The sequence below is a fragment of the Nonomuraea diastatica genome (assembly GCF_004349015.1).
Taxonomy (GTDB): Bacteria; Actinomycetota; Actinomycetes; order Streptosporangiales; family Streptosporangiaceae; genus Nonomuraea; species Nonomuraea diastatica.
Map to the genome: position 1 here is coordinate 44325 of NZ_SMKP01000033.1, position 22925 is coordinate 67249.

The following is a 22925-nucleotide window of genomic DNA, read 5'->3' on the forward strand; positions in this document are numbered from 1 at the left end:
ACTACTGGAGACGTTGGCTCAAACATCACGAAATCAGGCTGTAGTACTAGACCGTCTGCTTGCACCTGGGGTCGGGACCCTTACGGTCGAAAACGAACTCGATTCGGACCTTGCCGCGCGTCCGCTCGTAAGCGCTGTAGCGCAGAGGGTTCCAATCATTGCCGTACGACAGCCCGTTGTCGATATCCACGACCGGGCCGGTGGACCCTCGCTTGCCGTAGTCCACGACCTTGATGTTGTGCTTGCGCCGCTCGTTGGCCGGGGTGATCCGGTACCACATGAAGGTCACGACGGACCGGCCGTTCCAGGTTCCCTGATAGTTGACCTTGATCTGCCCCACGAACCCGCCCGCGCCGCAGTGGAACGTGATCGTCTTCCTGGCGGCTGCCTGGGCGGCGGGTGGGGTGAAACCGCCGAACCCGGCGAAAGTGAGGGCGGCGAGGCCGATGACGGTGACACGGCGGAGCTTGGCACGCACGGGATTCCTGTCTGACTCGAGGGAATCTGAAGACGAGATCAAAGTCTTCAGGCCCCGTTTCAGCGCTGTAAATAGCACAGAGACCACGGCTTTTGCCACAGAGTCCACTGTTGACGGCGCTCGGTCTCCCGCCAGGGCAGGAGCAGCATCATTACTTACTGTGAGCAGCATCTTGCAGGCCATCTGGATCGAAGAGGGCCGTATGACCTACTGGCATTCGCGACACGGCGGCGCCGAGGGCGTCCCGGCGTTTGTGGGGCAAGGGCCAACGCACGCTCGACGCTACCTCGATGGCCCTGACCCGGGGCCCCAGGACGAGATCATGATCGAGGGATGGTTCGCCGCCGACGCGGATCAGAGGATCCTGGTGCTGGGAGTCTTCCTGTGGTCGTTCGCCAGTAAGGCACTCAACGCTGACCCGTTGCTTCGGCCCGTCTCCTCGTGCGGGGGAGATGATGGGCCCGAAAGGACTCCTCGAAAGGACGTGCCTGGCTGCTGTCCTGGCTGGACGCGGCATGGCCGGGATGGACCGTCGGAATCGCTCGCGAGATGAATGAATCGCTTCCGTCCGTGCTCGCGGGCGAGCCCCTCACCGCGATACCCACTCACCGAGCGGAATCCAGCACTCCGATAGCGGGCGACGACATCGCCGCTGCGACATTGCGCCGCATCGCCGACGCTCTGGCAGCCGAGCATTACAGCTACGGCGACGGAACGTTCTTCGATGAGGAGATACAGCCAATCCAAGAGATCGTCCGGCGCCTCGGCATTACGGACTGGCAGCCACGCCACCCCGATGAAATCGTTTCACCCTGAAAGTCCAAGGTCAGCCAGCCTCCATCTACCCGGACCCATCTTGTGGGTCCGTAGCTTCTGACCAGCCTGAAGAGCTGAGTCGGCCTGGAGCGCGGTGTCGGGATTACGCCAGATCCGTTTCTCCAGACCGCTCGCCGAACCCGCCGTGCGGTAGGGCAGACCGCTCCATCTGGTCCAGGCTGATCGACGGCGGGCGGCCCGGACGGGGCTCGTCGATCAACCCATCCAGTCGTAGTTTCAGAACCGATGGCGCCATTTGGACACCGTGTCCGGATGTACCCGCAACTCGGCAGCGATCTGCTTGTTGTCCTTGCCGTCCGCACACCCCAGCACGATCTTCGCACGCAGCGCCATGACCTGCGCGGACTTGGCCCGCGCCCACCGCTGGAGCACCGCCCGCTGGTCCTCCGACACCGTCAGCTCCTCCTTGGGCCGCCCCGTGCGCACGTCGTCGGCCAGCGCCTCCAGCCCACCCCGGGCAAAAGCCGCACGCCACTTGCGCACCGTGCTCTCCGCAAGGCCCAGATCCCGTGCCACCTGCGCAGTACTGATTCCCGACCTCGCACACGCCAGCACGATCCTCGCCCGGACCGCCACCCTCGACGACTCCGCTGACACTCGTCAACCGCAGGGTCTACGCCGAGGTGCCACCGCGGGTGGAGTACTCACTCACCGAGTTCGGGCAAACCCTCAATACCGCTCTCAAACCGCTGGGCGAGTGGGGGCGCGAACGGATCACGCGTGAGAGGCGTGAGATGGTGGACAATCCCGATGCATCTGGGATGCCCCATCCCTGAACTGGCTGTGAACTGACTGGCCAGCACCCGAATGGCGGACGAACGAGGCAACCTTGATCCAACCCCGGCGATCGTGCGCCTATGGGAGAGCAGTTGGGCCGGTCTCGTTCTCCGTAGTTCCGTGCGGTGGTTTAGGTACGAATCTCGATATCGAAGGCCAGGAAGCTGTGCCGACCGGCAAGGACAGATCACCGCGAAGGGTCAAGCCAGGCCCGGTGTGCCGCAGCGGGCTGTGGACCTGAACAGTTCGCTACGGCACGGGGGATCGGATGCGAGGCGATGCCGTACAACCACGGTCTGGCGCCTGTCCTGGATCCGTGAGCGACCGAACGCCTGGCGGCACTTAATATCACCTTCGTTCCGTGGGGTGTGCAGGAGGTCTCCAGCCTGCTGAAGAAACATCCGCGCATCGTCGTAGACTTTTCCGGCCGCTCGTGGGTGGAGCGCTTTGCACCGCACAGGCAGCACAAGCTCTCGCACACAACCTATCTCGCCAGGACTACAACGACCTGCGCGCCGTGCTGCGTAGCCTTTACCAGGCGGTTTCACCGCCATGGGCACGGGCAGCCCGATCTTCCCGTTGACCGGTCTGCGACCGTGGAAGGTCTTGTGGTTGGCGTGGTCTCCATCAAACCCCGCGCGGTTCACATCCAGCCGTGCCACGGGCATCGGAGAGCGGCGACGAGAGGCTGAACCATGATCCTCCTCTGCACAGGCGGCCAGCCGCAACCGCCGTGGGCCAAGTAGCCGGGGGCGTGCACACCGAGATCCACGGATACGAAGCCGCGTTCCACCTCGCTCTGGCCCTCGGCATACCGACCAGCGCTCTGCCTGTGCGAAGGACACGATCGTAAGCGGCGTACACCAGTTTCCCGATCAACGGGTGTGAACAGCCGGGATCAGTGCCGCCCCGGCAACGCCGGCGCGCTCATGAGCTGCACGCTCGCTCCTCCGTCGACGGCTATGGCCTGGCCGGTGACGAACGATGCGGCCTCCGAGCAGAGCCAGACGATGGCCTCTGCCTGCTCATCAGCAGAGGCATACCGGCCGAGCGGTACGAGAGCGTCCAGCAGGCCGGCTCGCTTTTCGCCGATCCCGCCGGACCGTGCACTGAGAGAGAGGGCCGGCGTCTTGGTCCACCCGGGACACACAGCGTTGACGCGGATTCCAGCCTGGCCGTACTCGTTCGCGGCCGTGGTCGTCAGGTGGATGATGGCCGCCTTGGAGGCGCCGTAGGCGGAGCGTGTCGGCGATGCTTTCAGGCCACCGAGGGACGCGACATTCACGATGGCACCGTTGCCTGCCTTCGCCATCCAGTGCAGCTCACGCTTCATGCAGAGGAATGTCCCGATCAGATTCACTGCGACGACTCGTTCCCAGGACTCCACGTCGGCGTCTGCGATGAAGCCTTGGTCTCCCGTGGCTGCGTTGTTGACCGCATAGTCGAGCCGCCCGAAAGTGCTCACGGCCTTCCCGATCATGCGCTCAACATGGTCGGCACGCGAGACGTCGGTTTCGATGAACACGGCCGTGTGGCCGTCGTATCGCAGAGTGGAGGCGAGATCCTCGCCTCCGACAGGGTCGAGATCGGCGATGATCACCGCCGCGCCACGTCGGACGAAGCCCTGGACCGCCGCCGCGCCGATCCCCGACGCGCCCCCGGTGACGATGGCCACCCGGCCGGTCATGGTTCCCACGGATACCCTCCCGATGTTAGAGATGGCGACATGTTTCGTCGTATTCCCATGCTAATCGGCCTCTTCTCGTTGTATCAAATAGAGATTGGCGACAAGATTGGCTATATTGTTGTTTATCCATCCAACTGATCTGAACTGTTGAACAACTTGTTGAAGGGACGTCATGGATCTCAGAGTTCGGCGGACTCGCAAGCTGCTCTGGGGGGCGCTTCTCGCTTTGCTGGCGAACAAACCGTTCAATGAGTTGACGGTGGATGAGATCTGCCGGCGCGCCATGGTCAACCGCACCACGTTCTACAAGCACTACCGCGACAAGCAGGACCTCGCCCGTCGTGGAGCCGAAGAAATGCTCGAGACCCTCTCGGCCACGCTGGAGGACGACCCCGACGAGACGGCCCAGCAGGCCGCGCACGGAATACCACCCGAGCACATCGCCGCTCTGTTCGCCCACGTCGCCAGCGAGCCGACGTTCTACCGGCTCGCGTTCCACGGCGAGGCGGCGCTACCGTTCAAGCCCATACTTGAACGACTGCTCGCCGAGCGGAGCCTGTCACGCTTGGCGAAGTTAACCCGGGAGGTCGCGGGCACCGTCCCCGACCAGATGATCTCAGCGTTCGGAGCAGGTGCGCTGGTCTCGGTGCTGTCCTGGTGGGTGGCCGTCGACTTCGCGATCCCACCTGAGACGATGGCGAAGCACGTCACGTTCATGATGACGCATGGCACCCACGCCGCCGCGGGCGTGGTCTGACCTGTCCAGGCCGCTTTGGCCGACGGTTCATCAGCGAACTGCCGGCCGAGGTCGAGATCGTCGTGTACTGCTGCGGCGAGTGCTCGCCTACGACGCGATGCGGCTGCTGACCGACCGTGGCCGCCGGGCGATCCGGCTCAGCGACGGCATGCTGGAGTGGTGGCTGGCCGACCTGCCCGTCGAGGCAGTAGCACCGGCATGCCCGGCCGGACGTGGCACCCGGTCCCGCCCTCGGGGCTGGCCGGTCTACCTCGACTACAACGCCACCACCCCCGTCGACCCCCGAGTGAGCGAGGCGATGGCGGGCGCACCTGAGCGACCTGTTCGGCAACCCCTCCAGCCGCCACTCCTACGGTAAACGGACCCCGCGCGGCACGGGAGCATGCCCGAGGTCAGGTGGCCGCCCTGTTCGGCCCGGCCGCACGAGGTCGTGTTCACCGCCTCCGGCTCCGAGGCCGACCTGCCTGCCCTGTACGGGGGCGCTGCGCTGGCAAGGAAACGAGCCCAAGAAACCCGTAGAAGAGCTGGCTGCCCAGCTCGGGGTAACCGTGGAGGACTACCGCGACGCCAAGAGGATGGGCGGCGTGTATCGCGAAACCGGTGTGAGGTGAGTACTGATAAGAGGCAATGGGTTCAAACGCTGTAGATGTCGGGATGAGAACAACAAGGAGCTGAGCCAGAAGTGCCCCAAGCTGCGGCGCAAGGACGGCTCCTGGAACCCCAACCACGGCACCTGGGCAGGCAAGGAAGAACTGCCCGCCGGACCCGACGGGAAGTGTGTCTACCTGCGCCTGAGCGGGTTCAAGAGCGAAGCCGAACTGATCGCTTCTACGACAAGGCGGGGCGCCTGCTCGACATCCCCGAGTCCGGGCCGGAAGGTCACGAGGCTCGGATGGAGATCCTGGACATGGTCGAGGCGGCGCACCGGAAGCAGGCGCCGCTGCCTGATCACGACGAGTTGCGCCGCAGGCACAACGACGGCCAACGCCTTGGCTCCATGCTGTTCGGTGACTTCTTCGAAAGCTGCATGGCCGAGCACGAGCGGACCGGAGACATCCGCAAGACGACGCTCAGGAGCTATCGCTCGCACTACAAGGAGCACCTGAAAGAGGTTTTCGCCCACGTCCGCATGGACCGGTTGTGGGTGTCAGTCCTGCAGAAGGTGTTCACCCGCATCGATGAGAAGAACGAGACGATCTTGGAGGCGCGGGCGTCGGAAGACCCGGCGGTGCGGGCCTCGGTGCGAGGCAAGAGGATCACCGGGCCGGCCACGAAGCAGCGGATTCGGGCCACGCTGAGCACCGTGCTGAGCGATGCCGTACGGCAGGAGATCATCGGCGTCAACAATGCCGGTGTCGTCAAGCTGGACAAGGTGAAGGGGCCAAGGGCTCTGGTGTCGACCAAGCTGCGGGTGGAGACGTTCAACGCCAAATTCGCTGAACGCCTGGAGGCCGTACGGGCGGAAAAGGGCGGCAGGAAGGTCAGCGCCGTACGAGTCTGGGAGAGCCTCGAGCTACGGCCCTCGCCCGTGATGGTGTGGACGCCGATCCAGCTCGGCACCTTCCTCGACGTCGCCGTGCGGCAGCGGTTGTACGCCTTGTTCCACCTCATCGCTTTTCGGGGGCTGCGCCGTGGTGAGGGATGCGGTGCCCGGTGGATGGACTTCGACGTCGAGGAACGCACGCTGGCCGTGGCCAAGCAGCTGGTGCAGGTCGGGTGGGAGTTCGAGGAGGGTGAGCCGAAGACGGAGGCGAGCGACGGTGTGATCGCGCTCGACACCGGTACGGTATCTGTCCTGATAGAGCATCGTGTCCGGCAGAACGCCGAACGTCTGGAGTGGGGTCCGGCGTGGACCGATACCGGGCGGATCTTCACGCACGAGGACGGCGCCGCTGCCGGAGCTGGCGCATGAGGCTGCCGAGGCGAGCGCGGCGATCGTGCCGCGGGCGATGGCGTCCGAAACTGCCGGTCTCCCCTCGGTCTCCCATGAGGGTTCGAGGAACCCCTCCGGCGATGGGGAGAAAGTAAAAGCCCCGGTCAGAAGGGTGAAGGGTGGTAGGGCGCCCGGGGCTCGAACCCGGAACCTACGGATCAAAAGTCACCAGCGTTTGTGTCAAGCCATGCCTCAATGTACTTGCTTGTAACGCTCCGCCCTCTAAGGGGATGGCCGCGAGCCGCGAGAAAGGGAGCGGTCGGCCAGGAAGCAGAGGGCGGTGCCGGCCTGGCCGCACGCGTGCGAAGGGCGGCGGCCAGGATCCGGCAGGTGCAGGGTTGCCCCTTTCCGCTGACGATCTAGAAGAACCGGAACGTGGTGTCCGGCTTGGGCAGGTCGAGCTTCCCGGGACCGCGGAACTTCGTCGTGTCCTTCGGGACGTCCACCAGCGGTGTGCCCAGCATGAGAGGCACGCTCACGCTGCTCCTGGACAGGTCGACGGTGACGTTCGCGCCGGTGCCGGTCTCATCGCTGTAGGTGGAGTCGGTGCCGGCCAGCACGAGGCCGATCCTGTGTCCCTTTTTGAAGGTGTAGTCCTGCGGCAGCGTCAGCCACGTGACCGTGCCGTAGGTGCCCGGCGGCAGCGGCGTGGCCTGGCTGAGCGAGTCGCGGTTCTGCACGTCGATCCAGCCTCGGGCGACGATCTCCAGCGGGCGGGTGGTCACGTTCGTGACGACCTTGCGGTAGCAGGCGTCGTCGGCTGCGGTGCTCTCCCCGTGACAGTCCTCCTCTGCGAGATCGGTGATGCCCTCGTTGGTACGCCAGTCGACGCGGGAGTCCTCGCCGAAGTCCACCAGCAGCGCGGTCAGGTTGGAGGTGGGCTTGTCCAGCTTGACCCGCAGGTCGGCCGTGGGAGTGCCGGACAGGCGCAGGTCCTGCGACAGCTCGCCGGTGGTGAACGCCACCCGCCCCGGGTTCGCCGTGCCCACGTCGGCCACCATGTCGGTCTCGCTCATGGCGACGTCCTTGAAGGACGCGGCACTGTTCGCCGCGGCGGGCTTGGAGCCGAGCGAGCCGTCGGCGGCGGGGTAGAGCGACGTCTTGAGCGCGGACGGCGCCGGCCAGTCAGACTGGGTGATCCACTGCTTCGGGCTGACCTCGACATCGGCGCGGGGCTCGCCGGTGATCCCGTTGCGCACGCCGTGCAGCCAGTGGTCGAACCAGCGGTGCAGCGTGTCCACCCACAGCCCTCTGCGGCCCTCGAAGTCGAACGGGTCCACGTGTCCGGTCTGGCCCACCCAGATCTTGCGCGGCACGCTCCTGTCGGCCAGAGCCTTCCACCAGGTCGAGAAGTTGTCGGGCTTGACGTTGAGGTCGTTGACCGTGTGCACGACGAAGACGCTGGCCCTGACCTTGGAGACGTCTCCGAGCAGGCCGCCGATGTAGTCGCGCTCGGACCAGAAGTCGTTGTAATCGCCGGTGTCGTCGGCGTCCTCGGCGTCCATCCTGTCGCGTACCTGCTGGCACTTGGCCTCGGGGTCGGTGTCGACGTGGTTGGCCAGCCCGGCGGCGTAGTCGTAGTTGTAGACGACGCCATTGGAACGCTGGTACTTGTACCAGGAGCTGATCGCCGAGATGGGCACGATCGTCTCCAGACCCTCCACCCCGGTTGCCGCGACCGCGTTGGCCAGGGTGCCGTCGTACGATTTGCCGATCATGGCGGCTTTGCCCGTCGTCCAGTCCGCCACGACCGCGCTGCCGTCGGCCCTGAACGCCCTGGCACGACCGTTCAGCCAGTCGATGACCGCCTTGCCGCCCAGCACGTCAGCTTTGCCGCCGATGTCCGGGCAACCCTCCGACCGGGTGGTGCCGAGCATGTCGACGTTCAGGACGGCGTAGCCGCGAGGCACATAGAAGTTGTCATAGAAGAGCGGAAATTTCGTGACATTTCCGGCGGCGTCGTAGGCCTTGTGCTCCGACTCGTTCCCGCGACCCGAGTTGTCGTAGTACGGGCTCTCGTCGATGACCACCGGCACCTTGAGCCCCGGCCCGGACTCCTTCGGCCGGATGATGTCCACCCGCACCTTGTCAAGGTTGCCGTCGAGATCGCTGTCGACCGGCGACTCGACGTACACGTGCTCGCGGACGGCGTCCGCATAGGAGAAGACCGGCTGCGTACGGCCGTTCTCGATGGTGATCGCCGGACCGGCTGTCGCCTGGGCCGGGATCGGGATCGCGAGGGTGAGCGCGGCGGCGATCAAAGCTGTGCGTAATGATGACATACATGACCTCCGAGGCAGTTGAGTGGTAAGTCAGGGAGTCAGGCAAGTAGTTCGCGAGGCGGCAAGATCGGCAACCGGGGCTGTTGATCACGTCCCGGGGGAGCAAACACCCTCCAGGTCTTCAACGTCAACCCGGGAGCGGGACCGAACGGTCACTGGCCGATGGACGAAGGCCAGGGCGGCGGCAGGTCGGGGGCCGGCCCGTACCGGGTACGCTCGGCCGCGGCCAGGCGGCGGGAGCAACGGCCGAGTTACGACCGGGCGAGGTGGACGAGGTGCGCGTCTACGGCCGCGTCATGGTCGCCGACCTGGTCGCCGGCGCCATCACCAACGAGGTCCGGGTGGCCGAGCGGGTGCGGAAGCTGCCTGCGGCGATCGCCAGACGGCTGGAGGTCCCGGCCGGGGCGTCGACTCGCGCGCCGCAGTGCAGGCATCGCTGAGCATCTGTGGACTGTCAGTTAACGACATGGCGGATGTTGATTCGGCATGCTTGGACAGCCAAGGAGTCATGTCCCCTATCTGGTCGTGGAGAGCTTTGTCATGCGAGTACGGAAGACGCTGGGCGCCATGGCCGTGGCGGTGGTGGCGGCGGCCGGTGTGAGCACGACAGCCGGGCCCGCCGGGGCCTCGTCGCAGGCGGCCACCGCGTCAACCTCCACCGCGTCAACCTCCACCGCGTCAACCTCCACCGCGTCAACCTCCGCTCGCTTTTACTGCCGGTTCGGCGGCCGCGGCAAGGCGCCGAAAAACCTGACGATCTACGAGTCCACGGTTTTGATCAGCAACCCCGTGGGCGGGATTCCCAAGGGCAAGGTGTACAACTGCGACTACGGGGTGACCGGCAGCAAGTACACCATGTGCGGCCGGACCTGGAACCGATGGGAGTACGTCAGCTACAACGGCAAGAAGGGCTACATCGTGGCCGCCTGCGCCAAGCCCGCGAGTTAGCCCCACTCCCCGGACGGCGACGGCCGTGCGCGGCGCCGTCGGCCGTCACCGCAGCGCTGAGGTCGGCGAACGTGCTGACCATCAGGCTGACGTCGCCCGTGCCGGTCCCTTCAGGTCGATGATCACCATGTGGATGCCGGGCGCGGTGCTCTCCAGGGCAGCCAGTTTCCGCTCGCTGGCCTCCAGCTGGCGGACCCGCTCCTCCAGCTCCCGGATCCGCTCGGCGGCCGCGTCATCGCCCTCGGCCGGCAACGGGCCAGGCGCGGCAGACCGAGCGGCGGCCCGGGCCGCCGTCGGCGCGACGCCGTTCTTCTCGCGCGCCCGCAGCACCCACTCGCGCAGGCTGCCCCGGCTCACGCCCAGGTCGGCGGCGATGCCCTTGTAGGTCGCCCCCTCGGTGGACTCGTACAAGGCCACGGCATCGGCCCTGAACTCGTCCGAGTAGTCCTTCAACGCCATCGGCGGTGTCTCGCTTCCTCTGGATCAAGCAAGATCCAGTATCAGCGTGTCCACCAAGCGGGGGGAGGTCCCCAGAGCGGCAAGAAGCTCGGCAAGAAATGTCCGAAGCTGCGCCGGGTCGGCGGCAATGGCGCGCGCTGGAGCAGCACCCACGGCAAGTGGGCCTATCAGCTGGAGCTGCCCGCCCACGCTGACGGGCGTCGGCGTGGTCCACTCCGGAGAAGCGGCTTCGCCTCCATGGAGGACGCCGAAGCCGAACTCGACCATGCCCGCGGCCTGCTGGCTCTCGATGATGACGCGCGAGTGCGACGGCAGATCACCGAACTGATGCTGTCGGTGCTCAAGGACACCAAGAGGCTGCCCGACATGGAAGAGGTGCGGCGTAAGGTTCGTACGCATCAGGACCTCAACCGGCAGGTCACGGTGGTCGAATGGCTGCAGGAGTTCATGAAGCGCAAGCGGGGCCTGGATGACACCACCCGGCGCGCCTACGAGTCGCATGTCCGCCTCTACCTCAACCCGTACCTCGGAGACATCCGGCTAGATCGGCTGCGGGTCTCCGACATCGCGGGCATGTTCGACGCGATCGAGTAGTTCAACGAGGTCATCGCCACCGAGCGGGGCAGCGGTGACCCGGCCCGCCAGGCCAGGGTTCGCTACCGGCGTCCGGTCGGGCCATCGACGATGCATCGCATCCGCGCTACATTGCGCCACGCCCTTAACGTGGCGATCAAGCAGGACCGGCTGCTGGACTTCAACCCCGCCGCCGCTGTTGAGCTACCGCCTGCCGTACGGCCCAAGCCAGTGGTGTGGACCGAAGGAAGGTTCGCTCAATGGCGCCTGGATCATGAAGCGTACAGGGACCGCATCCGGCGGCTGCGCGATGGTAAGCGGGTCGATCCGATCGCGGTCTATGTCGGTTCTCCTAGGCCGTCGCGGGTGATGGTGTGGACCGCCGTGCGAACTTCGGTCTTCCTCGGCTTCACCCGGCGAGACCGGTTGTTCGCTCTCTACCGGCTGATCACCTTGCGCGGGCTGCGCCGTGGCGAGGCGGCCGGGCTGCAGCCGGGCCGTGGGTTGCGCAGCAGGCCAGGAACCTGATGATCGAGTTGAGGGACAGGGCGGAAGAGTTCAGGCTCCTCATCCGCGATCGGGATACCAAGTTCACCGCGACGTTCGACGAGATCTTCACGGCCGGGGGCATCCGCATCCTCAAGACGCCACCTCGCGCTCCGCGGGCCAACGCTTTCGCCGAACGCTGGATCGGCAGCCTGCGCCGAGAACTCCTCGACCGGATCATCATCGTCAACGCCCACCACTTACGACGTGTGCTGGCCACCTACGAGATTCACTTCAGCGAGCATCGCCCACATCGCTCCCTGGGCCAGGCCGCTCCGCTGCGAGCCCTTCCCGACCCGGTCGAGGACGACATCAAGGTCATCCGACGTGACCGCCTCGGCGGGCTGATCCACGAGTACGCGCAGGTCGCATAGGGCGGCCGAGTTCTTGGCACCCACACGGCCGTGATCAGTTCATCAACGAGTGATGAACAGCCCCGCTTGATCCTTCGCTACGTCACGGCTTCACCTCCTGCTCTGCTGGGCACACGAAAGCCGGAGGCTACTCGAGCCCAGTCATCCGACTGATGAACCGCCCCCGCCGGACCTCCAAGCTTGGAAGGCGAAGGGCCAACGCCCATGCCCCAGTGGCCGATGGCCACCTGCACCCGATTCGATGCGACAAGCAGGAGAGCGATGAGCGACTTTCAGACGATCGCCGACCGCGTTGAGATCGAAGCACTGCGCGGCGAGTTCACCGACGGAACGATGATGCGCGATTACGACCACATCGCATCCTTGTTCACCCCGGACGGTGCACTGCGGATGCCCAACATCCCGGCCGAACTGATCGGTCAGGAGGCGATCCGCGCCTATGGCCGGAACGTGCCGGAGTTCGTGGAATTCCTCGTACAGAACACCCACCCAGGCACCATCCAGATCAACGGCGACACCGCTACCGGCCGGGCATACATGTCAGAGATCGGACGCGCCTTCGACGGCCGCTCCTCAATGATGTACGCCATCTACCACGACCGCTACCAGCGCACCCCGGATGGCTGGAAATTCGCCGAACGCCTCTACGAAGTCCGCTACGAGGACACCTCACCACTGACCGGCTCGGGTTCCTCACCCCGACCACCCAAAGCACCGACCGACTCGCCGCCCGGCGACAACCCCCGACCGAAAAACGACGGTGACCCCGGCCACACCACAACACTCCGACACCTGAAATCCGGTTGAGATCCGGCAGGGATCCGGTCCACCGCGCCCCGGCTTTCACCTGCCCGCGGTCGCTCCCGCAAACAGGATCATCAACGGCCGGAACAGACATCACGGACTGTGCCGACATCGATGCCGATCACCTCCGCGGCTTCCACACCAACGACGCTCACAACCCGGCGAGGGGACACCGAAATGAACATCGCTCTTTGGGTGGTTGCGGGACTGCTCGCCGCAGTCTCCCTGGCCAGCGGCGCCAGGAAGCTGATCCAGCCTGCGGAGAAGCTGGCTGCCTCCGGCTATGGATGGATCGAAGACTGCAGCGGCAACACGGTCAAGGCCATCGGCACCCTCGAGATCCTGGGTGCGGTGGGCCTGATTCTGCCCGCCGTGCTTGGCATCGCACCGGTTTTGGTGCCACTGGCTGCGGTCGGCCTGGCGTTGCTCATGGTCGGCGCGATCATCACGCACCTCCGCCGTCACGAGAGCCAGGCAATCGTACTGCCCATGATCCTGCTCGCTCTGTACGTCTTTGTGGCGTCGGGCCGCTTCGGGCTCGAGCCTTTCACCGGGTGACCCCGCGTGACCTCTGGCCCGGAACGCGGTCAGGATGCCCACTGGTTCACATTCGGACGGTGCGGGCGGTGGAGGTCAGTGGTGGCGGGTCTTCCCGGCGTCGGTCCCTGCACAGTGATCAGATCGCACACCCCGATCAGCGGCCGGAGCCGTGCGGCCAATCCTCCAGAGCCGCACCAGTTGCAGAATCGTGACAGCCACACCCGGCACCCTGGGCGATTACAAGCCTACGAACGCCGCGATCAACCCATGAAGGAAGGTAGGAAGTCGTGACCGACGCCGTACGGCTCGCCCGGGAACACACCGCTCGGCTGGATTTGTTGATCAACAAGCTCCGCCCGGCCATACTGGCGCGATCTGATGCCGGGCATCGGACGGGGCCCATTGGGTGGGTGCTGCGTGCCGTTGTGAGCGTGCACACGGTGGCGGTCGTCGGTCAGCCGGTGTTCGCCGGTGTGTTTTTGAGTGGTGATTTTGATGGTCTGCTGTGGCATGCGGTCGGTGCGGATGTGGTCACGTCTGCCGGTTATCTGCAGGTGATCGTGGCGGTGGTGGTCTGGGTTCGGCTGCGCCCGGCCTGGCCGTTCGTGGTCACCGTGGCGGTGGTGGCGGCCGAGACGGTGCAGTACGTGGCGGGGCTGGACGGCGCGTTGTGGTTGCACCTTCCGCTGGGGGTGATGATCGTCGCCGGGCTCGTGGTGTTGTTCATCGCGGTGTGGCGCCGGCCCCTGCGGCGGTGAGCGCACCCACCGCGCGCGCGGGCGCAGACCGTGGAGGAGCCGAAGCTGGAGGAGGCCGGCGATGGGTGAGGAACTCGACGGCCCATCCGGCCGGGGCGGTCGGGTGGGTGGCCTGGCCAGGCGCCGGGTGCTGGGCATCGGCGGGGCGCTCGGGCTGATGGCGGCCGGCGGGTTGTCGGGCGCGGCCGCGCTGTCGCGCCGCCCGTCGTTCACCGGTGCCGAGTTGCGCAGCGCGGTGCCGCTGCCGCCGGCGTTCGAGGTGCCGTTGCCGATCCCGGCCGTGCTGGCCCCGGCCGGCGGCTCGGGCGGGGCCGACCGTTACGAGATCACCCAGCGCGAGGCGGCGGTGGAGGTCTTGCCCGGCATCCGGACGCGGCTGTGGACCTATGGGGGCACGTTCCCGGGGCCGACGATCGAGTCGCGCCGCGGCCGGCCGATCATCGTGACCCATCGCAACGAGCTGCCCGTGCCGACCGTGGTGCACCTGCACGGCGGACACAGCCCGGCGGCCTCCGACGGATACCCCACCGACCTGGTCTTGCCCCAGGGCTGGCCGGACGCCGCCCACGACGGCCACGACGGGCACAACGGGCACGACGGCCGCGGCGGGCCCGGTCCCGGGCACGGCGGGCGCGACCCGCGGGCGGTGCCGGCCAGGCTGAGGCGGGACTACGCCTACCCGATGGACCAGCGGCCGGCGCTGTTGTGGTATCACGATCACCGGATGGACTTCACCGGCCCGGCGATCTGGCGGGGCCTGGCCGGGCTGCAGATCGTCCGCGACGACGCCGAGGAGGCTCTCGGCCTGCCCGCCGGGCCGCGCGAGCTCCCGCTCGTGCTCGCCGACCGGGCGTTCGCCGCCGACGGGAGCCTCGACTACCCCGCCCTCGACCCCGCCCCCGGGTCTGCGCTCGGGCCTGCGCTCGGGTCTGTGCTGCGGGAGCGGCCGGGCGTTCGCGAGCCCTATCTCGCCGGCGTCCTGGGGGACGTGATCTTGGTGAACGGCGCGCCGTGGCCGGTGCACGAGGTCGACGCGGCCCGCTACCGGCTGCGGCTGCTGAACGCCTCCAACGCCCGCCACTACGCGCTCCAAGCGGTCGGCGACGACGGACGCCGGCTGGACCTGGTCCAGACCGGCGCCGACCAAGGGCTGCTCGCCGCGCCGGTCACGCACCGGCTGCTGCCGATCGCGCCGGCCGAACGCCACGACGTGATCATCGACTTCTCGCGCGTCCCGGCCGGCGGCCGCGTCCGGATCGTCAACCGGCTGGGCTCCGGGCGCACCCGCGACGTCATGGCCTTCCGCATCGCCCGCACCCCGAGAGCTACCCAGTCACGCGGCAGATGCCGGATTGACCCAAAGGATCATAGCGTCCATCGAACAAAGCAATGCTGATCCTGGCAACGAAGAGGAGGCTGATCATGGCGAGGTGCCCTCCCCGATCCGCTCGGAGGTGGAAGCAGTGACACAGGCGGATCGCGATGATTTCGTGACCTATGACGAGTTCAAAGGGCCGGACCTGGACCCCGCTCTGTGGAGGACGGTCAGCCTGCCGGTCCCAACGGGCGGCGAGCATACCGCGCAGGATCCGAACACAGAGGTGGCCGTCGGTGGTGGTGTGGTGCGGGTGAGGATCCCCCGCTTTTCGGTGTCGAGCGACACGTTCCAACCCGCCGACAGTGCCAAGTACTTCAAGCTCACGACGCGGCAGTTCGAGCTGCCGCCAGATCGCCCGGTCACGTTCGCTACCGACTTGGCGGTCAAGAACATCGGCGGGGACCCTGGCGACTATCGGCTGGGCATGGCCGACTTCCAGGTCACCGACCTCAGGTCCGTGTTCAGCATCGCGGGGACCGCTACCCGCGTGTTCGCGATGCACGAGCACCTCATGGGAACGGACGATCCGTTCGTGCACGTAGCCGAGTCGCCGTATGAGGACTTCGACGAAGACTTCACCCGGCTGCGGGAGTGCGAGATCACATTCGATCGGGCCGGCTCGACCGTGGTATGGCGGGTGGATGGTCACCAGGTGTACAAGATCTACGGCACCGCCATCCCCGAGCGCATGGCCGTCGCGATTGGGATCTGGACGCAGCTGCCGATCCGGGACGGTCGCAGCCGTTCGCTCCGTGGGCAGGGCCTCGAGGCACGCTGGGGCCGATGCCGGGTACGCGGGGCCGATGCCTGAGACACCCCGCCTAGAACCCGAGAAAGAACACAACGGCGGCGACCGGAAGCCCGGGTTCGATCAGGCCGGCTACCGCCTTCACGCCCTGACCTTCCTAATCTCTGGGCAGAAGCATGCGGATGAGTTCGGTCCGGGAGGCCACGCCGAGCTTGGGATACGCGTTGTAGAGGTGATAGCCGACGGTCCGCGGGCTGACGAACAACCGGGCGCCGATGTCCCGGTTGGACAGCCCCTTCGCGGCCAGCCGCACGACGTTGAGCTCCTGCGGGGTGAGGCGGTCGAGGAGATCCGGGGCGGCAGCTTGGGCCTGGCGCGCCTCGCCCGCCGCCCGTAGCTCTGCGCCGGCCCGCTCGGCCCATGGTTTGGCCCGGAGCCGTTCAAAGATTTCCAGGGCCGAGTGCAGTGGCTCACGCGCGTCGTTGCGGCGCCGGTCCCGTCGCAGCCACGTCCCATAAAGCAACTCGGTGCGCGCTCGCTCGAACGGCTGCGCCCGGTCCTCTCGATGTAGTTGTACGGCTCGCGCGTACAAACGTCCGGCCTCGGCACCATCGGCCAGAAGAGCCCGGCAGCGCAGCTCCATGGCCTCGGCACAGGGGCGGCCGGCGACCTCGGCCCAGGTACCGAAGCGGGCGGCGGCATTTTTCGCCAGGTCCCGCCGACCGGCATGCACCGCCGCTTCGACCTGGTTGACCAGCGTATTCGTCAGATACATGGCGGGATCGTGCAGTGTCTCCGCCATCCGATGCACCACGGCCTCGTATCGGCCGAGTCCCAGGTCGAGCAGGTCCATCGCGTATCGGGACTCAATACCGCGCTCGGTCGGCTCGCCGACGAGCACATCACCGATCGCCTCCCGGCAGCCGGCCTCGTCCCCTTCGATCGCCGCCACGCATGCCAGCAGCCCCGACAGATGTGCCGCGAAGTGTGGCCGATCGGTATCCTTAGCGATCTTGAGGCCTTCTTCGGATGTGGCCCGCGCATCGCGGTGCCGCCCAAGAAAGAGGTGACCTCGGCCAAGGTGCAGACAAACCCGTGGCAGCACCCCGATCACCCCAGTCGACCGGCAATGATCGAGGAGTTGTGTCAGCCCCGCCACCGCGTTCTCGAGGTCGCAAGCCCAAAGCGTCCAGTACAGCGTGCTCTGCCGTTGCCAGATCGGACGATCGCTACTGTCGCCGATCTCATGGAGCAGGATGCGCACGGGGTTCTGCGGTTCCTCGGCACCCATGCCACTCACGGCCTCCGTGACCCGGCCGAAATGCCCATCAGCGACCGGTGAGGAACAGTTGATGACATCGCGTACCTCGCGATCCCTATCAGTGGTCCACGCCGTCGCCATCGCCTCCAGAAGCATGAAGACACTGTCATGGGGCGATTGCTTGCCCAGCTCCATCGCCGCTTCGGCCAGCTCGACAACGGGAGGAGGCCTTTCCTGCTCGTGGGCGATGAATACCCGCAACCACGCGAGCTGCGCCCGGGCCCGTGGGTCTGAAACGTGCGGACCCGCCTGCTCGGCGAGGTCGGTGGCGAGCGCGCCCTGACCGGCGAAGCCCGCAGTCCGCGCGGCGGCGACCAGCCGCATGGCGCGTCTTCCCGGGTCTGGGGTGAGCTGGGCGGCGCGCTGATAGGCGGCGGCGACCTCGGCGTAGCCGCCGCGCGACCGCGCGGCCTCGGCCATTCGCTCCAGTTCCGCGGCCACAGTCTCGTCGGCCTCGGTCGTCGCGGCGGCCAGATGCCACGCGCGGCGAGCCAGATCTTCTCCGAGTAGGTCGGCGAGCGTCCGATGCACGGCGAGTTGTTGCGAGAACGTCGCCACCCGATAGGCGGCCGCCCGAATCAAGGGATGGGTGAAAACCAGACGCCCCGCATTCACCCGTACCAGCCGATCGCGTTCGGCCGCCTCCAGGTCAGCCACGCCGGCACCGAGCCGCTCGCCGGCACGCAACACCAGCCCCAGGTCACCGCCTTCGTCCGCAGCGGCGATCAGCAACAATTGCCGAGTCCTTTCCGGAAGGACCTGAATGCGGTCGCCGAAGGACTCCTCTACGCGGCTCGCCACCGACTGGGTGCCAGTGGCGAACGAGACCGCCGGCGCCTCACCCGCCCGTTGCTGCGGCGTCATCGCGGCGGGCAGCTCACGCAACGCCAGCGGATTCCCCTGAGCCTCCGCAAGAACACGATCCCGCACATGCGGAGCAAGGTCCCTGGCGTGCTCCGCCAGCACGGCCGCGCCAGCCGTACGATCAAGGGCGGAAAGCCGCAGCTCCGGCAGGCCCGGCGTAGTGAACCGATGCCCATCCCGGGCCGTCAGCACCACCGCGATCGGCTCGGCCTCCAACCGGCGCGCGGCGAACAACAACGCATCCACCGAGGCACGATCCAGCCAATGCGCATCATCCACAGCGACCAGCATCGGCTGCTCCTCGGCCACCTCACTCAACAACGACAGCGTGGCCAGCCCCGCCAGAAACCGATCCCCCGCCGGGGCGACCGCCAGCCCAAACGCCCCCCGCAACACCGCCGCCTGCGGACCCGGCAACACCCCCAACCGATCAACAAAACCACCCAGCAACATATGTAGCCCGGCGAACGCCAACGCCGCCTCCGCCTCGACGCCCACGCTGCGCAACACCCGCATGTCGGCCGCTTGGTCGACCGCATACTCCAGCAGCGCCGACTTACCGATTCCAGCCTCACCACGCACCACCAGCACGCCGCTACAGCCGGAACGGGCACCTGACAGAAGATCATCTATGGCGGCCTGCTCTGCCGACCTTCCATGCATCACGTGCCGATTCTCCCGCAAAGCCCCCATCCAGGACGACCCGGTCATGCGACGGATGCCTTGGCGGCCCGGACGGGGGCTTCGCCTTCCACGGCAGGCCCTCCCAGATCCATCCGGCCTCATACACGGTTCGTGTCCCTCGGTACAGGTTTCGGCTCGGGCTTCCTCCAGACCCTGCCTCGCGACGACGCCCTCCCCCTTGAAACCATCCGATGGGACCACCGTCCGTTTCGAGTTCGCGGAGTCGACATCGTGGACTTCTGGACCGAGATCCCGCGCGACCACCCCTATTGGTCTTGGTCACGCCCTTGATCATGTACCACCACTCGGCCGATGTCGGGTTCTGGCGGGTGTGTCCAGGTGGTAGGTAGTGTGTAGGGCTCTGGCCCGTAATCGGTGGTGGCGCTAAGTGATCCCTGCCAGGCTGGACCGTGCTGAAGATCGTCGATCTTGCTGGTGTGGTGTTTGCGGGGCTGTCTGCCCTGGTCATCGAGGGAGTTAGAGGACGAGGGCGACCGCATTCGAGTGACGGCTCGTACTCGTGACGAGCCGGTGCCGTGCCCGGCGTGTGGGGCGCTGACCGGCCGGGTGCACGGCTACGCCGGCCGGATGGTCAGGGATGTCCCGGTCGATGGGCGGCCGGTGGTGGTGTCGCTGCAGGTCCGGCGTCTGGTCTGCCCAGCGTGGGAATGCCCTCGGCGGACGTTTCGCGAGCAGGTGCCCGGGCTCATCGAGCGGTATCAGCGTCGCACCGGCAGGCTTGCCGGGCAGCTGAGCGCGGTGGTCAAGGAACTGGCCGGGCGAGCGGGAGCTCGGCTGTCGGCGCTCCTGGCCATCGGCATCTCGAGGTCCACGGCGCTGCGTCTGCTGATGCGGCTGCCGCTGCCGCCGCTGCGGATCCCGCGCGTGCTGGGGGTCGATGACTTCGCGCTCAAGCGCCGGCACCGGTATGCCACCATCCTCATCGACGCCGAGACGGGGCGAGCGGATCGATGTCCTGCCCGGCCGCGGGGCCGAGGTCCTGGAGACGTGGCTGCGCTCCCACCCGGGGGTCGAGATCGTCTGCCGCGACGGGTCAGGCGCCTACGGCGAGGCGGTCCGGCGTGCCCTACCGGATGCGGTGCAGGTCGGCGACCGCTGGCACCTGTGGGCGAATTTCTGCGACAAGACCCTCGCCGAGGTCCGATCCCACAGCGCCTGCTGGGCCACGGTCAACCCGTCCCGGCCCGCCGGTGTCCGCGAACAGACCACCCGCGAGCGCTGGCAGCAGATCCACAACCTGCTGGACAAGGGCGTCGGCCTCCTGGAATGCGCCCGCCGTCTGAACCTGTCGCTCAACACCGTCAAGCGCTACGCCCGCACCCGCAAACCCGAGACGCTGCGCCGAGCTCCGCGCTACCGGCCCACGCTCGTCGATCCTTACCGCGATCATCTGCGAGAACGGCGCGCCACCGACCCGGCCGTCCCCGTGCAGCAACTGTTCCGCGAGATCAAAGAGCTCGGCTACACCGGCAGTCTCAACCTGCTCTACCGCTACATCACCCAGGGCCGGGCCGAAGGAGAACGCCCCGTCACCACCCCGCGCCGCCTGGCACGCCTCCTGCTCACCCACCCCGACCGGCTCCGCGACAGCGACACCCGGTTGATGCAGGAACTCACCGGCGCCTGCCCCGAATTGACCGCACTGGCCCACCATGTCCGCAGCTTCGCCGAACTCCTCACCCCAGCCGCGGGCAACGACACCGAACTCACCGCCTGGATCACCACCGTCCGCGCCGCTGACCTGCCCCACCTGCACAGTTTCGCCAACGGCCTCGAACTCGACCGCGACGCTGTGAACGCTGCCCTCACCCTCCCGCACCACAACGGCCGGACCGAAGGCGTCAACACCCTGTAGGGCGTCAAAACTCGTGTGCATGGTTTGAGCTGGGGTTTCTCCGACCGAGCTATGCGGCTCGGCGATGCTCGTTGATCACTCCCCCCGAGTATCGCGTGGCGTTCGATCCGGTCTTCCATCGGCACCACTACATGCTCAACGTGATCGGGTGGTCGCTGTCCACGGCCCTGATGCGGCCGATGCGCGTTGTAGTGATCGAGATACTCGTTCAGAACCACGCGCAGGTGACGTTCGCCGTAGATCAGCATTCGGTCGGTGCACTCGCCGCGTACCGTCCGGATCCAGCGCTCGGCGTAGCAGTTCGCCCTTGGTGTCCGCGGTGGTGTCTTCAACACCGTGATACCTACGGCGGCGAACACCTCATCGAAGACGGCAGTGAACTTAGCGTCCCGATCGCGGATAAGGAAGCGAAACGACCCTGCTCGCTCGCCGAGGTCGATCAGGAGGTTGCGGGCCTGCTGAGCGGTCCATGCGCCGGTCGGGTGACTGGTCACGCCCAGAATGTGCACCTGTCGCGTGCGGACCTCCATCACGAACAACACGTACAAGCGCTTCAGAAAGATCGTGTCAACATGGAAGAAATCGCAGGCCAGGAGCCCTTCGGCTTGCGATCGTAAGAAGGACCGCCAGGACGTGTCGAGATGCCGGGGCGCCGGAGCGAAATGGTGCGAGCGCAGCATGCGCCGCACGGTCGCCTCGCTGACCTGGAACCCAAGCCGCACCAGCTCCCCGTGTACCCGTCGATGGCCCATCCGGGGTTCTCCCGCGCCAGGCGCACGATCAGATCCCGAAGCTCCGGAGCCGTTCCTGGACGCCCGGGCCGATGCGGGTAGGTCCAGGCCCGTCGCAATAGGCGACGATGCCACGCCAGCAACGTCGCCGGGGTGACCAGACGATGAGCGCGCAGCACCGCCGGCAACCACCGGGCCAGCGCCGCGAGAACAGCCCGATCAGCCCAGTCCGGCTTCGGGCGCCCGACCTGACGCCGCAGCACCGCCACCTCATGACGCAACACCATGATCTCAACGTCCTTCGCCGCCTGACCGCGGCCCAGTAACATCAGCCAGCCGAACACCCGAAGCGCAAGCAGATAGAGCAGGCGGACAAGCACAAGGCGCGATCTTGCCCGCAGGTACGAACCTCGTCAAACCACAGGTCAGAGCCGTCATGGCTGCATTTTGACGCGGTACACGCTATTGGGACAATTATAATAGTGACTATCGCACCTACGACGGCGAGGGTGGCGACTGCACAAACTTCATCTCGCAGATAATGATTGCCGGTGGCTGGGAAACGGTTTGGATCATTTCCCATCAACGACCGGACGGACCCACGCTATTGGTGGTACAATTCCCTCTCGACCGGAGCAACTACGTACACCTGGGCCGCCGCGCATAACTGGTTCCAGTTTGCCAGAAAATACTCTGGACGCGTAACCGCTCTCTCGCATGTCCGGGATATGGCCATCGCGGATATTCTTCAAGTTGATACGGACAGCAACGGCAACATCAGCCACTCGATGATCGTTACTGACATCGGATTGGGTGGCGATGGCGACGAGATCGACGAGCATTATATGACGTATCACAGCAACGATACGAAGGACAAACCTCTCACCAGCGTACTCGCGACATACCCTAACGGGACATGGTACGCCCACAGGACGTAGAGTCTAGCGTATGGCGAGGATACGACGTGGCACCCGGTTGGCGATCACTGCGATCCTGATCGGGTGCTTGTCTTAGCTGCTGCATGCACAACGACAAAACCAGCCGCGGAAAGAGGCGCTCCGAGCGTGCAAGGTGCCATCGAAAGATACATCGACGGCTTGAATCGCTCTGATTACAAGGCGATCGCTCGACTGATTCCCCCGAATAACGAAGCCATGACCGAAATAACTCAGCTACTCCGTACTGACGGCGGCAAGGCCATTAAGGTCACATCGGTCGATATTCGCAGCGAGATGTCGCCCAAGTATGCCAGGGTTTTCATCACTGGAGTATGGGCGGATGGTGCTTTTAACGACACAGTTGACGTGTCGAAGGACTCTGATCGATGGTACATCGTACTTGTACTACATTCGCAGATCTTGGGGTAGGGGGTCGCCTCGTTGGCGGTAGTGGCTGATCAGGGCTCGGGTTTGGTGGACAAGCCGGAAATGTGACCAGGACAGTACATGGTCGATGGCGGTGGCCGCGGGTATGAGGAGGCGGGCCAGGACGCGGCGGATTTCGGCGAGGGAGGGCCGGATCAGCCGGGGCGGGGTCAGCGGGCCCGCTCCTGGAGCGCGGGTGCTTTTCC

The 22925-nt window shown here is 66.3% G+C and carries 23 protein-coding genes and 3 pseudogenes; 19 read left to right on the forward strand and 7 right to left on the reverse strand.

Going from position 1 to position 22925, the window contains the following annotated elements; translation table 11 throughout:
* Positions 1 to 46 precede the first annotated feature (46 nt).
* Positions 47 to 478, reverse strand: coding sequence for a hypothetical protein (locus E1294_RS14390; RefSeq protein WP_132508693.1), 432 nt, complete (start codon positions 476 to 478; stop codon positions 47 to 49).
* Between the two features lie 549 nt (positions 479 to 1027).
* Between E1294_RS14390 and E1294_RS14395 the strand changes: the two genes are divergently transcribed.
* Positions 1028 to 1294 carry a hypothetical protein gene (locus tag E1294_RS14395; RefSeq protein WP_132508695.1) on the forward strand — a complete coding sequence of 89 codons (267 nt, stop codon included), beginning with the start codon at positions 1028 to 1030 and terminating at the stop codon, positions 1292 to 1294.
* 237 nt (positions 1295 to 1531) lie between these two features.
* Here E1294_RS14395 and E1294_RS54515 read toward each other — a convergent pair whose 3' ends face one another.
* Entirely contained in the window at positions 1532 to 1912 is a 381-nt protein-coding gene (locus E1294_RS54515) for a helix-turn-helix domain-containing protein (RefSeq protein WP_220447731.1), read from the reverse strand.
* Between E1294_RS54515 and E1294_RS14405 the strand changes: the two genes are divergently transcribed.
* Positions 1906 to 2091: a winged helix-turn-helix transcriptional regulator gene (locus tag E1294_RS14405; protein ID WP_132508729.1), complete on the forward strand. Its 186-nt coding sequence runs from the start codon at positions 1906 to 1908 to the stop codon at positions 2089 to 2091. The genes E1294_RS54515 and E1294_RS14405 overlap by 7 nt on opposite strands.
* An 899-nt stretch (positions 2092 to 2990) precedes the next feature.
* Here E1294_RS14405 and E1294_RS14410 read toward each other — a convergent pair.
* Positions 2991 to 3779: an SDR family NAD(P)-dependent oxidoreductase gene (locus tag E1294_RS14410; protein ID WP_132508731.1), complete on the reverse strand. Its 789-nt coding sequence runs from the start codon at positions 3777 to 3779 to the stop codon at positions 2991 to 2993.
* Between the two features lie 172 nt (positions 3780 to 3951).
* On the opposite strand from E1294_RS14410, the gene E1294_RS14415 reads away from it, so the two are divergent.
* From E1294_RS14415 to E1294_RS14430, 3 genes are all read left to right on the forward strand, one after another.
* A complete protein-coding gene (locus E1294_RS14415; protein ID WP_132508697.1) occupies positions 3952 to 4536 on the forward strand; it encodes a TetR/AcrR family transcriptional regulator in 585 nt (194 codons plus the stop codon).
* A 79-nt stretch (positions 4537 to 4615) separates the two neighbouring features.
* Positions 4616 to 4894: a hypothetical protein gene (locus tag E1294_RS54520; RefSeq protein WP_220447733.1), complete on the forward strand. Its 279-nt coding sequence runs from the start codon at positions 4616 to 4618 to the stop codon at positions 4892 to 4894.
* A 534-nt stretch (positions 4895 to 5428) separates the two neighbouring features.
* A complete protein-coding gene (locus E1294_RS14430; RefSeq protein ID WP_132508699.1) occupies positions 5429 to 6448 on the forward strand; it encodes a site-specific integrase in 1020 nt (339 codons plus the stop codon).
* A gap of 380 nt (positions 6449 to 6828) precedes the next feature.
* On the opposite strand, the gene E1294_RS14435 is transcribed toward E1294_RS14430, so the two are convergent.
* On the reverse strand, positions 6829 to 8751 hold the full coding sequence (locus E1294_RS14435; protein WP_132508701.1) for a Xaa-Pro dipeptidyl-peptidase: 1923 nt from the start codon (positions 8749 to 8751) through the stop codon (positions 6829 to 6831).
* Between the two features lie 266 nt (positions 8752 to 9017).
* On the opposite strand from E1294_RS14435, the gene E1294_RS54525 reads away from it, so the two are divergent.
* On the forward strand, positions 9018 to 9191 hold the full coding sequence (locus E1294_RS54525) for a hypothetical protein (protein ID WP_220447195.1): 174 nt from the start codon (positions 9018 to 9020) through the stop codon (positions 9189 to 9191).
* A 100-nt stretch (positions 9192 to 9291) separates the two neighbouring features.
* Positions 9292 to 9699 carry a hypothetical protein gene (locus tag E1294_RS14445; RefSeq protein ID WP_132508703.1) on the forward strand — a complete coding sequence of 136 codons (408 nt, stop codon included), beginning with the start codon at positions 9292 to 9294 and terminating at the stop codon, positions 9697 to 9699.
* Positions 9700 to 9780: 81 nt separating this feature from the next.
* On the opposite strand, the gene E1294_RS14450 is transcribed toward E1294_RS14445, so the two are convergent.
* Positions 9781 to 10158: a transposase gene (locus E1294_RS14450; RefSeq protein WP_132508705.1), complete on the reverse strand. Its 378-nt coding sequence runs from the start codon at positions 10156 to 10158 to the stop codon at positions 9781 to 9783.
* Between the two features lie 237 nt (positions 10159 to 10395).
* Between E1294_RS14450 and E1294_RS14455 the strand changes: the two genes are divergently transcribed.
* The 8 genes from E1294_RS14455 to E1294_RS14490 all read left to right on the forward strand — a co-directional run bounded on the left by E1294_RS14455 (position 10396) and on the right by E1294_RS14490 (position 15942).
* The gene (locus E1294_RS14455; protein WP_132508707.1) at positions 10396 to 10752 is read left to right on the forward strand and encodes a tyrosine-type recombinase/integrase; all 357 of its coding nucleotides are present in this window, start codon (positions 10396 to 10398) and stop codon (positions 10750 to 10752) included.
* 129 nt (positions 10753 to 10881) lie between these two features.
* Complete coding sequence (locus tag E1294_RS14460; RefSeq protein WP_132508709.1) at positions 10882 to 11259, forward strand: hypothetical protein; 378 nt, start codon at positions 10882 to 10884, stop codon at positions 11257 to 11259.
* Complete coding sequence (locus tag E1294_RS14465; protein ID WP_220447734.1) at positions 11259 to 11651, forward strand: integrase core domain-containing protein; 393 nt, start codon at positions 11259 to 11261, stop codon at positions 11649 to 11651. The genes E1294_RS14460 and E1294_RS14465 overlap by 1 nt, the downstream gene beginning before the upstream one ends.
* A 261-nt stretch (positions 11652 to 11912) precedes the next feature.
* Entirely contained in the window at positions 11913 to 12458 is a 546-nt protein-coding gene (locus tag E1294_RS14470; protein WP_132508711.1) for a nuclear transport factor 2 family protein, read from the forward strand.
* Between the two features lie 174 nt (positions 12459 to 12632).
* Positions 12633 to 13013: a DoxX family protein gene (locus E1294_RS14475; protein WP_132508713.1), complete on the forward strand. Its 381-nt coding sequence runs from the start codon at positions 12633 to 12635 to the stop codon at positions 13011 to 13013.
* Between the two features lie 269 nt (positions 13014 to 13282).
* Positions 13283 to 13753, forward strand: a complete 471-nt coding sequence (locus tag E1294_RS14480) for a hypothetical protein (protein WP_220447735.1) — start codon at positions 13283 to 13285, stop codon at positions 13751 to 13753.
* Positions 13754 to 13814: 61 nt separating this feature from the next.
* Positions 13815 to 15149: a multicopper oxidase family protein gene (locus E1294_RS14485; RefSeq protein ID WP_220447736.1), complete on the forward strand. Its 1335-nt coding sequence runs from the start codon at positions 13815 to 13817 to the stop codon at positions 15147 to 15149.
* Positions 15150 to 15183: 34 nt separating this feature from the next.
* Positions 15184 to 15942: a DUF6081 family protein gene (locus E1294_RS14490; protein ID WP_132508715.1), complete on the forward strand. Its 759-nt coding sequence runs from the start codon at positions 15184 to 15186 to the stop codon at positions 15940 to 15942.
* A gap of 94 nt (positions 15943 to 16036) precedes the next feature.
* Here E1294_RS14490 and E1294_RS57155 read toward each other — a convergent pair whose 3' ends face one another.
* Positions 16037 to 18775: a helix-turn-helix transcriptional regulator gene (locus E1294_RS57155; protein WP_342775051.1), complete on the reverse strand. Its 2739-nt coding sequence runs from the start codon at positions 18773 to 18775 to the stop codon at positions 16037 to 16039.
* Positions 18776 to 19143: 368 nt separating this feature from the next.
* Between E1294_RS57155 and E1294_RS14500 the strand changes: the two are divergent.
* A pseudogene (locus tag E1294_RS14500) lies at positions 19144 to 20618 on the forward strand (ISL3 family transposase); the annotation flags it as partial.
* Positions 20619 to 20830: 212 nt separating this feature from the next.
* Here E1294_RS14500 and E1294_RS58020 read toward each other — a convergent pair.
* Positions 20831 to 21376, reverse strand: a pseudogene (locus E1294_RS58020) (transposase family protein); the annotation flags it as partial.
* 451 nt (positions 21377 to 21827) lie between these two features.
* On the opposite strand from E1294_RS58020, the pseudogene E1294_RS58025 reads away from it, so the two are divergent.
* The 3 genes and pseudogenes from E1294_RS58025 to E1294_RS52670 form a co-directional block, all read left to right on the forward strand.
* Positions 21828 to 21893, forward strand: a pseudogene (locus E1294_RS58025) (amidase domain-containing protein); the annotation flags it as partial.
* Positions 21894 to 21906: 13 nt separating this feature from the next.
* Complete coding sequence (locus E1294_RS14515; RefSeq protein WP_132508717.1) at positions 21907 to 22293, forward strand: amidase domain-containing protein; 387 nt, start codon at positions 21907 to 21909, stop codon at positions 22291 to 22293.
* A gap of 126 nt (positions 22294 to 22419) precedes the next feature.
* A complete protein-coding gene (locus tag E1294_RS52670) occupies positions 22420 to 22722 on the forward strand; it encodes a hypothetical protein (RefSeq protein ID WP_165977276.1) in 303 nt (100 codons plus the stop codon).
* Positions 22723 to 22925 lie beyond the last annotated feature (203 nt).